General features: G+C 69.8%; 9 protein-coding genes and 1 tRNA gene. 6 read left to right on the top strand and 4 right to left on the bottom strand.

Features of this window, described 5'->3' with window-relative positions; genetic code table 11:
* The first annotated feature begins 153 nt into the window (after positions 1-153).
* Together OHS82_RS24775 and OHS82_RS24780 are read left to right on the top strand one after the other, a co-directional pair.
* Entirely contained in the window at positions 154-1,548 is a 1,395-nt protein-coding gene (locus OHS82_RS24775) for an NAD(P)/FAD-dependent oxidoreductase (protein WP_057578607.1), read from the top strand.
* Positions 1,549-1,780: 232 nt separating this feature from the next.
* Positions 1,781-3,070: a class I SAM-dependent methyltransferase gene (locus tag OHS82_RS24780; RefSeq protein WP_057578605.1), complete on the top strand. Its 1,290-nt coding sequence runs from the start codon at positions 1,781-1,783 to the stop codon at positions 3,068-3,070.
* 59 nt (positions 3,071-3,129) lie between these two features.
* On the opposite strand, the gene OHS82_RS24785 is transcribed toward OHS82_RS24780, so the two are convergent.
* A complete protein-coding gene (locus OHS82_RS24785; RefSeq protein WP_328434494.1) occupies positions 3,130-5,658 on the bottom strand; it encodes an ABC transporter permease in 2,529 nt (842 codons plus the stop codon).
* A gap of 54 nt (positions 5,659-5,712) precedes the next feature.
* The gene (locus OHS82_RS24790) at positions 5,713-6,483 is read right to left on the bottom strand and encodes an ABC transporter ATP-binding protein (protein WP_057578603.1); all 771 of its coding nucleotides are present in this window, start codon (positions 6,481-6,483) and stop codon (positions 5,713-5,715) included.
* Positions 6,484-6,973: 490 nt separating this feature from the next.
* Here OHS82_RS24790 and OHS82_RS24795 point away from each other — a divergent pair.
* Together OHS82_RS24795 and OHS82_RS24800 are read left to right on the top strand one after the other, a co-directional pair.
* Positions 6,974-7,057 (top strand) — tRNA-Leu (locus OHS82_RS24795).
* A 114-nt stretch (positions 7,058-7,171) separates the two neighbouring features.
* Positions 7,172-8,986, top strand: a complete 1,815-nt coding sequence (locus OHS82_RS24800; RefSeq protein WP_328434495.1) for a tyrosine-type recombinase/integrase — start codon at positions 7,172-7,174, stop codon at positions 8,984-8,986.
* Here the strand turns inward: OHS82_RS24800 and OHS82_RS24805 are convergent.
* Together OHS82_RS24805 and OHS82_RS24810 are read right to left on the bottom strand one after the other, a co-directional pair.
* Positions 8,971-9,564 carry a hypothetical protein gene (locus tag OHS82_RS24805; protein WP_328434496.1) on the bottom strand — a complete coding sequence of 198 codons (594 nt, stop codon included), beginning with the start codon at positions 9,562-9,564 and terminating at the stop codon, positions 8,971-8,973. The genes OHS82_RS24800 and OHS82_RS24805 overlap by 16 nt on opposite strands.
* An 8-nt stretch (positions 9,565-9,572) precedes the next feature.
* Positions 9,573-10,043, bottom strand: a complete 471-nt coding sequence (locus OHS82_RS24810; RefSeq protein WP_328434497.1) for a helix-turn-helix domain-containing protein — start codon at positions 10,041-10,043, stop codon at positions 9,573-9,575.
* Positions 10,044-10,294: 251 nt separating this feature from the next.
* On the opposite strand from OHS82_RS24810, the gene OHS82_RS24815 reads away from it, so the two are divergent.
* The gene (locus OHS82_RS24815) at positions 10,295-10,522 is read left to right on the top strand and encodes a helix-turn-helix transcriptional regulator (RefSeq protein WP_328436103.1); all 228 of its coding nucleotides are present in this window, start codon (positions 10,295-10,297) and stop codon (positions 10,520-10,522) included.
* Positions 10,519-10,836 (top strand): hypothetical protein, encoded by a 318-nt coding sequence (locus tag OHS82_RS24820; protein ID WP_328434498.1) that lies wholly within the window; start codon positions 10,519-10,521, stop codon positions 10,834-10,836. Before OHS82_RS24815 ends, OHS82_RS24820 begins: the two co-directional genes overlap by 4 nt.
* Positions 10,837-10,838: the final 2 nt, after the last annotated feature.

Genomic DNA, 10,838 nt, shown 5'->3' on the forward strand with positions numbered 1-10,838 from the left:
CACGCGGCATTGACAACGCCATGCCCTACACGCTGGTTCCCGTTCTCCGCCATGATGTGGATCACGCGGGGCGCGGAGGATAGCACACACCCTCGGGAAGCTTGTGAAGGGGCGCACGAGCGACCCCCCTGAACCGGGTGGATACTCGATGGCATGAGCACCACGGAGCGTCCCAGGATCCTCGTAGTAGGCGGTGGGTACGTAGGCCTGTACGCAGCTCGGCGCATTCTCAAGAAGATGCGCTACGGCGAGGCGACCGTCACGGTCGTCGACCCCCGGTCGTACATGACCTACCAGCCCTTCCTCCCCGAAACCGCCGCCGGCAACATCTCCCCGCGCCATGTCGTCGTCCCGCTGCGACGCGTGCTGCCCAAGGCGGAGGTCCTCACCGGCCGGGTCACCACCATCGACCAGGACCGCAAGGTCGCCACGATCGCCCCGCTCGTGGGCGAGGCGTACGAGCTGCCCTTCGACTACCTGGTGATCGCGCTCGGCGCGGTCTCCCGCACCTTCCCGATCCCCGGCCTCGCCGAACAGGGCATCGGCATGAAGGGCGTCGAGGAGGCCATCGGCCTGCGCAACCACGTCCTCGAGCAGCTGGACAAGGCCGACTCCACGACCGACGAGGAGATCCGCCGCAAGGCGCTCACCTTCGTCTTCATCGGCGGCGGGTTCGCCGGTGCGGAGACCATCGGTGAGGTCGAGGACCTGGCCCGCGACGCGGCCAAGTACTACAAGACCGTGTCCCGCGAGGACATGCGCTTCATCCTCGTGGACGCCGCGGACAAGATCCTGCCCGAGGTCGGCCCGAAGCTCGGCCAGTACGGCAAGGCCCACCTGGAGAGCCGGGGCGTGGAGATCTACCTCTCCACCTCCATGGACTCCTGCGTCGACGGCCACGTCGTGCTGAAGAACGGACTCGAGGTCGACTCCAACACGATCGTGTGGACGGCCGGCGTCAAGCCGAACCCGGTCCTCGGTCGCTACGGCCTCCCGCTCGGCCCCCGCGGCCACGTCGACACCGCCGCCACCCTCCAGGTGCAGGGCACCGACTACATCTGGGCCGCCGGCGACAACGCCCAGGTCCCCGACGTCGCCGCCCGCAAGGCCGGCGTCGAGAACGCCTGGTGCCCGCCGAACGCGCAGCACGCGCTGCGTCAGGCCAAGGTCCTCGGCGACAACGTGATCTCCGGTATGCGGGGCTTCCCGCAGAAGGAGTACGCGCACTCCAACAAGGGTGCGGTGGCGGGCCTCGGCCTCCACAAGGGCGTCGCGATGATCGTCATGGGCAAGGTGAAGATCAAGCTCAAGGGCCGTCTCGCCTGGTACATGCACCGTGGCTACCACGGCATGGCGATGCCGACGTGGAACCGCAAGATCCGCGTCTTCGCCGACTGGACCCTCGGCATGTTCCTCAAGCGCGAGGTCGTGGCGCTGGGCGCGCTGGAGTCCCCGCGCGAGGAGTTCTACGAGGCCGCCAAGCCCGCCCCGGTCGCCGCGAAGCCGGCTGCCGCGAAGACCGAGAACGAGAAGGCCAACGCCTCCTGACCTCAGGTCACCCGACCTCGGGCCTGAGGGTCCGCGGTCACTGAACACCCCCGAAGGGGCCGTCCGCCATCCGTGGTGCGGGCGGCCCCTTCGGCGTGCGCCGACTGCCCGCCGCATGGCATGCGCACGTATTTTGCCCGGTCGTGACGGCCGCGCGGGACTGGACCACGCATACCGGCGTGTTTACGTGGTGACAGGACATTGCGGGATCACCGTCACGGAGGTGTGCATCATGGCTGACGCCGCGCCGCGGCTCCATGGGCTCGTCGAACAGTTGCTGGGGGCTCCGTTCCCGCTGCGCGTCCGCGCCTGGGACGGTTCGCAGGCGGGCCCGCCCGGCGCCCCCGTCCTCGTCGCGCACCACCGCAGAGCCCTGCGCCGTCTTCTCTTCAAGCCCGGCGAGCTGGGCCTCGCCCGCGCCTGGGTGGCCGGCGACCTGGACATCGAGGGCGACCTGTACACCGCGGTGGATCTCATCTCCGGCCTCGTCTGGGAGCGCGGCGAGGACGCCCGCACCCTGTACCAGGCCCTGCGCGACCCCCGGTTCCGTGCGGCCGTCCGCGGGCTGCTGAAACTCGCCGGGCCCCCGCTGCCGCCCGCCCCGCCCCGCGAGGAGGTCCGCAGAGCCCGGCACCTGCACAGCCGGCGATCCGACAGACGCGCCGTCAGCCACCACTACGACGTCGGCAACGGGTTCTACGAGCTGGTCCTCGGTCCGTCCATGGTGTACTCGTGCGCCTACTGGGAGACCGCGGACGGCGCCCTCGAGGACGCCCAGCGCGACAAGCTCGAACTCGTCTGCCGCAAACTCGCCCTGACGCCCGGTCAACGGCTGCTGGACGTCGGCTGCGGCTGGGGCTCGATGGCGGTCCACGCCGCCCGCGAGCACGGCGTGCACGTCGTCGGGATCACCCTCTCCCAGGAGCAGGCGGCGTACGCCCGCAAGCGGGTCGCCGACGCCGGCCTCGCCGACCGGGTCGAGATCCGCGTCCAGGACTACCGGGACGTCGCCGACGGCCCGTTCGACGCCGTCTCCTCCATCGGCATGGCCGAACACGTCGGCTCCGACAGATACCTCGCGTACGCGCGCGCCCTGCACGCGCTGCTGCGGCCGGGCGGCCGGCTGCTCAACCACCAGATCGCCCGCCGTCCGCAGCGCGACGAGTCGGCCTACGACGTGGACGCCTTCATCGACGCCTACGTCTTCCCGGACGGCGAACTCGCCCCCGTCGGCACCACCGTCGCCCAGCTCGAACGGGCCGGCTTCGAGGTCCGCGACGTCGAGTCGATCCGCGAGCACTACGCCCTCACCCTGCGCCGCTGGGTGACCCGTCTGGAGGACGGCTGGGACCGGGCCGTCCACCTGGCCGGGCCCGGCCGCGCCCGGGTCTGGCGGCTCTACATGGCCGCCTCCGCGGTCGCCTTCGAACGCAACCGCATCGGCGTCAACCAGGTCCTGGCCGTGCGCACCCCCGAGTCCGGGAACTCCGGGCTGCCGCTGCGCGCCCGCACGTGGAACTGACGGAACGACAGAAGGGCCCGGCGCCGTGGGGACGACGCCGGGCCCGACCGCTTCCGCCGTTACTCGGACTTGATCGCCGTCAGCATGTTCAGGCGGGACGCCCGCCGGGCCGGCCAGAGCGCCGCCAGGATGCCCACCGCCGCAGCGAGCGCCAGGAAGACCGCCATCCGGCCCCAGGGCACGACGAGTTCGTACGTGGCCATCCTCGTGCCGAGCAGTTCGCCCGCCGCCCAGCCGAAGAACACGCCGAGGCCGATGCCGAGCACCCCGCCGAAGAGCGAGATCACCAGCGACTCCAGCCGGACCATCCGCTTGACCGACCTGCGGTCCAGGCCGATCGCCCGCAGCATGCCGATCTCCTGGGAGCGCTCGAAGACGGACATCGCGAGGGTGTTGACGACCCCGAGCACCGCGACGATCACGGCCATCGCGAGCAGCCCGTAGAGCATGTTGAGCAGCAGCGTGAACATCTTCGCGATCTCGTCGGAGAGGTCCTGCTTGCTCTGGACCTTGATGGCCGGGTTGGAGCCGAGGGCCTTCTCCAGCCGGTCCTTCGTGCCGTCCGAGACGCCGTCGGACGTCTTGACCATGACCTGCATGTCGGACGGGTCCTCGACGTGCGGGGCAAGCGCCGAGTTGTCGAGGAGGATGCCCCGGATCAGCTCGTTGCTCTCGTACACCCCGGCGACCGTCAGCCGCTGGCTGCTGCCGTCCTCGTAGTGCACCGTGAAGGCCGAACCGGCCTTCCAGCCGTAGGACTTCGCGGTGTCCGCGTCGGCGACGACCTGCGAGCCGCCCACCGTGAAGGCGCCGTTGTCCATCGGGAGGTCGGTGAGCTCGCCGAAGGCGGAGCCGGTGACGCCGGTGAGGAACTCGGTGTTGCCGGCGATGCGGGCGGGCGCGTTGCGCATCGGGCTGGTGGCGGTCACCCCGTCGACGGCCTTCAGCTTCGCGTCGACGTCCGGGGAGAGCCCGTTGCCGTTGGCCATCGACACGACGTAGTCCGCCTTGATCGCGGAGGACGCCATCTTGTCGATGGACTTCTGCAGGCTGCCCGCCATCACCGTCATGCCGGTGATCAGGGTCAGGCCGATCATCAGCGCGGAGGCGGTGGCCGCCGTGCGGCGCGGGTTGCGCACCGAGTTCTGCCGGGCCAGCTTCCCGGACACCCCGAAGATCCGCAGGAGGGGCGCGGAGGCCGCGATCAGCGGGCGGGACAGCAGCGGGGTGAGGATGAAGACGCCGATGATCAGCAGGACCGCGCCGAGGCCCATGGGAGCCTGGCCGTCGGAGCCGTCCATCGTCGTCGCGGCGAGGACGACGGCGACGCCCGCCGCCGAGAACAGCGCGCCCAGCGTGTTGCGCAGCACCAGCGACTTGGCGGTCGCGGCGGCGTGCACGCTGCTCATCGCGGCGACCGGCGGGATCTTCGCGGCCCGGCGACCGGGCAGCCAGGCCGCCACCATGGTGATGACGATGCCGACGGCCATGGCGGTGGCGACCGTGCCGGGCGTGACCACGAGCGGACCGTCGGGGACGGTCGCCCCGAGCGTCCCGAGCAGCGAGCGCAGCCCGGCGCCGATGCCGATGCCGGCGACCAGCCCGGTCACCCCGGCGACCGTGCCGACCACGAACGCCTCGACCAGCACGGACCGGGTGACCTGGCGGCGGGAGGCGCCGACGGCCCGCATGAGCGCGAGCTCCTTGGTGCGCTGGGCGACCAGCATGGTGAAGGTGTTGGCGATGATGAAGGTGCCGACGAACAGCGCGATGCCGGCGAAGACCAGCAGCCCCTGCTTCATTCCGCTCATCGACGCGGAGATCGTCTCGGCCTGGTCGTCCGCCAGCCGACGGCCGGTGGTGGTCTCGACCTGGCCCTCGGGAAGGGCGGCGTCCAGCGCGGACTTCAGCGCGCTCTGCGAGGTCCCGGCGGCCGCCTTGACGTCGATCTCGTCGTACGTGCCCGGCTTGCCGAACAGCGTCTGCGCGCTCGCGGTGTCGAAGAGGGCGAGGCTGCCGCCTGCGGCGACGTTGCCGTCGTCGGTGGTGAAGACGCCGACGATCTTCGGGGTGAGGACGGGGCCGTCCACGGAGATCCGCACCGTGTCCCCGACCTCGTACCCGGCCCGGTCGGCCGTCCGCGAGTCTATGAGGACCTCGTTCGTGCCGCTCGGGGCGTGCCCGGAGACGAGCGGGTAGCGGGCGTCCTTCTCGCCCCAGTAGTTGCCGCCCTGCGACTGGAAGCCGCCGCCGACGAGCTTGCCGTCCTTGTCGGCGATGGCGGTGAAGCCGTTGACGACGCCGATCGCGGACGCCGCGCCCGGGACCTTCGCGCTCTTCTCCAGCAGGGCCTGGGTCAGCTCGGGCGTCTTGACGATGCGGTCGCCGACGTCCGGCTGGGACTCGGCGGTGACGGCGACGTCGACCTGGTCGAAGCCCTTGGCGGAGCTGTTCTGGAGAGCGTTGGACAAGGTGTTGGTGAAGACCAGGGTCCCCGACACGAAGGCCACGCCGAGCATCACGGCGAGCACGGTCATCAGGAGCCGGGCCTTGTGCGCGAGCACGTTGCGCAAGGCGGTACGGAACATGGGTGTTGTCTTCTCAGTCCTGCTCGTCGGCGAGCGGTCGGTCCCGGTCCGGGATCAGCTGGTGCGGCCCTTGGCGTCGAAGCGCTTCATACGGTCGAGCACCGACTCGGCGGTCGGGCCGTGCACCTCGTCGACGACCCGTCCGTCCGCGAGGAAGACGACCCGGTCCGCGTAGGCCGCGGCCACCGGGTCGTGGGTCACCATCACCACGGTCTGCCCCAGCTCGCGCACGGAGTTGCGCAGGAAGCCCAGCACCTCGGCGCCCGAGCGCGAGTCGAGGTTGCCGGTCGGCTCGTCACCGAAGATGATCTCGGGCCGCGAGGCCAGGGCGCGGGCGACGGCGACCCGCTGCTGCTGACCGCCGGAGAGCTGCGAGGGGCGGTGGCCGAGCCGGTCGGCGAGCCCGACCATGGCGATGACCTTTTCCAGCCACTCCTTGTCCGGCTTGCGGCCCGCGATGTCCATGGGGAGCGTGATGTTCTCGAGCGCCGTCAGCGTCGGCAGCAGGTTGAACGCCTGGAAGATGAACCCGATCTTGTCCCGGCGGAGCTTGGTGAGCTGCTTGTCCTTCAGCGAGCCGAGCTCGGTGTCGCCGATGCGCACGGAGCCGGAGGAGAAGGTGTCGAGACCGGCCACACAGTGCATCAGCGTGGACTTGCCGGAGCCGGACGGCCCCATGATCGCGGTGAACTCGGCCTGCCGGAAGTCGACCGACACCCGGTCCAGGGCGACCACCTGGGTCTCGCCCTGTCCGTAGATCTTCGACAGGTCCGTGGCGCGCGCGGCGACGGCGGTGGTCCGCTCGGCGAGGGGGCTGGTGGTCACGGGAAACGGGCTCCTGACGGGACGGTGGATGGTTCCGGGGGACTGAACCATCGTCCCGCCCGCCCGCCGCCGTGTAGTCAGCCGCTGTTCCGGTTCTGAGGGCAGACTCCGGATGGACCGGGAGCTGCGATCTCATACCTGGGGATGACCTGTGCCCCTGAGGAGCGGTCCCACGAGGCGGCCCCCGAGACGGCCCGGAGACGGCCGGAGTCGGCTTCGAGGGACGCTCGTGCGAGGCGGTCACCGGGACGGTCGGGCCCGACGAAGTGTCAAGAACCGGTGGAGCAACCTCGTCCGGACGGTGAAATTCCGTCATTCCGCATACGCAAGCGGTTTCCGCGCGCCAGGCTACTGGCAAGTGCTGATGGCCGGTGCCGTGTACTGATGCACCCTCAGGCGTCAATAAAATAAGACAACATGAGGTCTGCTCGTCCGCTGTTCGGGGGACGGATCCCGATAGGGTCGGAAGCTCCAGCGGAGCCTTGGGCCTGCCCAGATGGTGGAATGCAGACACGGCGAGCTTAAACCTCGCTGCCCCTTCGTGGGCGTGCCGGTTCAAGTCCGGCTCTGGGCACTTGCTTGCTCCGCAGCGACGACGGCGTCTGACCAGCCAATTTGGCTGGTGGACGCCGTCACTCTTTGGAGTCGCTGGCGCACGCGTGGCGCACGGGGCCCCTATCTTGCCGCCATGGCTTATGTGAAAGCGATGCAGAACAAGGCCGGCGAGGTGACCAGCCATCGGGTCCGCTGGCGTCTCGGAGGCGCTAGGGACGGGGACTGGCAGAGCGAGCTGTTCGACGGCGACGAGGCCGGAGCGGAGGCGGCGGCCATCTTCTGTGCCGCCGTCAACGAGGGGGGCCAGCAGTGGCCCCCGGGGTGGGTGAAGGGGAAGGGGTACATCGTCGCGGGCGTCGAGGAGCCTGACGACGTGCGGTATCGCTTCGACCGGTTCGCGCTGGAGATGTACGAGAACCGAACGGGCATCCAGGACCAGTACCGGCAGGACTGCCTCCGGGACTTGCGACGGTGGATCATCCCGACGTTCGGAAACTGCGACATCCGGTCGGTGGAGCACTTCTGCGGCGACACGGTCACGGCGTGGGTGCGGCAGCTGGAGCAGACGATGGTGACCCGGGGTCAGGCGCCGAAGCAGGGGCCGGCGAAGCTGCGGCCGATGTCGCCGAAGACGATCCGCAACCTGCACGGCCTGCTGTCGGCGGTGATGGAGCGGGCGGTGCGGTCGGAGCCGCCGCTGAGGGACCGCAACCCGTGCGCCTTGACGAGGCTGCCGCGTACGGACGACGACGGCGCGGACGGCGGTGAGGACATCGAGTTCCTCACTCCCGACGAGGTCGAGGGTCTGGTCTCGTGCATGGAGCGTCGTTCCGACCAGCTGCTGGCGATCGTGAAGTACGGCACGGGCCTACGCTGGGGGGAGGTGTCGGCGCTGGCTCCCGAGTGCCTGGTGGACTGGAGGACGGCGAAGCCGGTGATCCGCGTGAAGCGGGCCTGGAAGAAGGACGGCAAGGGCGGTTACAAGATCGGTATGCCGAAGTCGAAGCGGGGCCGGCGCAGCATCCGCGTGTCGCAGACGGTGGTGGCGGCGATCGAGGAGCTGGGCGGCGAGGACAACGCCGACCCGGGGCGACTGTTCTTCACCGGCGACCAGAACGGCAACCGGCTGCACTACTCGACGTTCTACGACCGGTGGCAGCGGGCCGTTCTGCGGGCGAAGGAGGCCGGTCTCCTGCCGAGTCACAAGTCGCCGACGGCTCACGACCTTCGGCACTCGCACGCGGCAGTGCTGCTGTCCGAGGGGCGTGGCCTGACGTACGTGCAGCGGCGCCTCGGTCATGAGTCGATCAAGACGACGTCGGATACGTACGGGCATCTGCTGCCCGAGGCGGACGACGACGCCATGGAGATCATCGACCGGTCGCTGAACCGCGGCCGGCCGCCCGCGCCGGTTCCGGCGCAGCAGGCCGCGCGGCCTGCCCCGGCGTCATCAGTCGTGCACGTGGTCACGTTCCCCGTCGGCCATCAGGAGGCGTTCTGGCGTCCGGAGGTCGCCCGCCTGGTCGCGGAGGTGTGGAGGCTGGAGTGCCGCAGCCTCGCGCAGACGCAGGAGCATGCGGCGTCGGCGTGGGCGGCCCGTCACGGGGGCTTGGACGGGGTGCGTGCGTCGATGCCTGGACGGGCCCGGGTCTGGATCGCCAGCGCGCTGTTCTCCGCCGACGGCTCCCGCTTCCAGGCGGGTGCCGTGGCCGACGAGGTGACCACGGCATGGACGTGGGAGTGGGAGGAGCACTACACCAGCGAGCCGGCGAAGTGGTCGGTCGTGCATGCCGAGGGGCTGCAGGCGCTCACGCAGGTGCGGGCGTGGGGTGTGGATGAGAAGGGGGTGCGGTCGGCGTTCACGCACGCGTGCGCGGAAGCGTTGGCGGTGTGCGGGCAGCACCCGGTGCTCGGCAGCGGAGGGACGCCGGTTCAGACGGACTCTTGACGGTCCCGGGTCTCGACCACGGTGAGAGACGGAGAGGGGCCGCGATGCCGATGGCGCCGCGGCCCGTGCTCGTGTGGTCCGTCCTGTCCGTAGCCGACCGCGGCGGCCTGGACGCGCGCTTCCTGTCCGGGCAGGGGCTCGGCGAGGGCGTCGCGGACCACGGCGTTGTAGTCGCGGGTGAGGTCTCCGTAGTCGTGCTGCAGTTCCTCCAGCGCGCTCTTGGTGTTACGGAGTTCGCCGGTGACCTGGTCGAGGCGTCCGTAGACGCTGCGGACCCGGAGATCCGCCACGGCTTCGATCCGGTCGCAGCGGTCTTGTTCTCGGCGTCTCACTTCCGCCATCTCTTCGCGGTGTTCCTCTTCGCGCCGCCTCATCGTTTCAGCAAGATCCTTGGCGCGCTGATCGTTGGTGCGGGTCATCCGACGGATGGCAGTGAGGGCGACCGCGGTGACGCACACCACGGGGAAGAGGGGGCCGACGTTGGGGAGGTCGCCGTCGAGGGTATTCACGCCGGCGCCGGTGGCGAAGCTGCTGACTCCTACCAGGGCGATGGTGGTGTGGCGGGAAGAACGGCGCATGAGTCCCCCTACGTTCCTACGGCGGCCCCCCCGTCGTCGCCGTCCTGGACGCTGTCTGCCTCGCGCTGCAGTCGAAGGGCTTGTTCAATGCTGCTGGTCAGCATCCTGCGAACGTGGGGCAGGGTGATGCCCAGGAAGTCCGCGATCGCCTCGGGGGCAGGCGACTGGGGAAACGACACTACTGCGGCGTCTGTCTGTTTTGTGCGACCGGACAGGGGAATCCCTGCCGCGTCCAGCAGTCGGCGCTCGTCGACCTTGAGGGCGCGGGCCAGCGCGATGATGTTCTCTGGCTTCGGGAGTGTCTCCCCGCGCAGCATGCGGCTGACGGCTGAGGCGCTCATGCCCGTCTGGTCTGTCAGCTTGCGTCTGCCCGTGCCGTAGGGCGCGATGTCGTATCCGGCCTGGACGGCCAGGGAGGCGACGAGTGTGCCGAAGGCACCGGCGTCGTCCGGCCGTCCGAGTGATCCCTTGCTCCGCATACACGCGAGGTTAGTGGGCGTGCAACTGCTTGGGGAGGGCGTGCATGCGTGCACGATCGGCTGGTGATCGCCCCCATGGGACATATGCGCTGGTTGCGCCCCAGCGGGCATGCCGCCGCATCACCTAAAAATCACATTAATCCTGTTTGACGTGTCGCGGTTGTGTGCACGCGTGCACGTGATCTAGGTTGTGCATGCATGCACGAACAGAGCGCGCATGCATGCACATGAAAGGAGGGGTCCCAGTGCTCATGCTCCAGACCGGCGTACTGCTGGAACGGGCGACGTCGAGGGGCGACCTCACACACGACGACATTGCCAAGAGGGCCGGTATCGACCGGTCCGCCGTGTCGCGCCTCCTGGCCGGCCGTGGCGTGCCGACTCTGCCCATCGTCACCGCGCTCGCCTGGGCGTACGGGATCGAGCTGGACACGTTCATCCCGCGCCCGGTGGCTTCGGCGAAGGGGAGCAAGGCATGAACGCCCTGCCGCGCGCGGGCAGCCGCCCGCACTGCACCTGCGCCGTGGTCCGCAACTACGACTACGACCAGGCCGCCGAGAAGCTGGGCTGCAAGCCGCGGTTCCTCCAGGACAACGTCACCAGGTTCATTCACCAGCACATCGGTGAGCGACGCCTGTTCTGCGAATGCGAGCTGCGGCTCATCCAGGCCGCCCGCACGGTCGTCCCCGCACAGGACCCGGCTGCGCCGGTCCTCGAGGACGACGCCCCCGCCGTCACGACGCTCCGCACGATCCGCCCGGCTCGGGCGCGACGGGCAACCAGCTCCGGATGACG

It is taken from the genome of Streptomyces sp. NBC_00425, from assembly GCF_036030735.1.
In the GTDB taxonomy this organism is placed as follows: Bacteria; Actinomycetota; Actinomycetes; order Streptomycetales; family Streptomycetaceae; genus Streptomyces.

Coding starts and splice junctions, on each gene's coding strand:
- OHS82_RS24775 (WP_057578607.1), top strand. CDS start 154: ATGAGCACCACGGAGCGTCCCAGGATCCTCGTAGTAGGCGGTGGGTAC.
- OHS82_RS24810 (WP_328434497.1), bottom strand. CDS start 10,043: ATGCGGAGCAAGGGATCACTCGGACGGCCGGACGACGCCGGTGCCTTC.
- OHS82_RS24785 (WP_328434494.1), bottom strand. CDS start 5,658: ATGTTCCGTACCGCCTTGCGCAACGTGCTCGCGCACAAGGCCCGGCTC.
- OHS82_RS24820 (WP_328434498.1), top strand. CDS start 10,519: ATGAACGCCCTGCCGCGCGCGGGCAGCCGCCCGCACTGCACCTGCGCC.
- OHS82_RS24805 (WP_328434496.1), bottom strand. CDS start 9,564: ATGCGCCGTTCTTCCCGCCACACCACCATCGCCCTGGTAGGAGTCAGC.
- OHS82_RS24815 (WP_328436103.1), top strand. CDS start 10,295: ATGCTCCAGACCGGCGTACTGCTGGAACGGGCGACGTCGAGGGGCGAC.
- OHS82_RS24780 (WP_057578605.1), top strand. CDS start 1,781: ATGGCTGACGCCGCGCCGCGGCTCCATGGGCTCGTCGAACAGTTGCTG.
- OHS82_RS24800 (WP_328434495.1), top strand. CDS start 7,172: ATGGCTTATGTGAAAGCGATGCAGAACAAGGCCGGCGAGGTGACCAGC.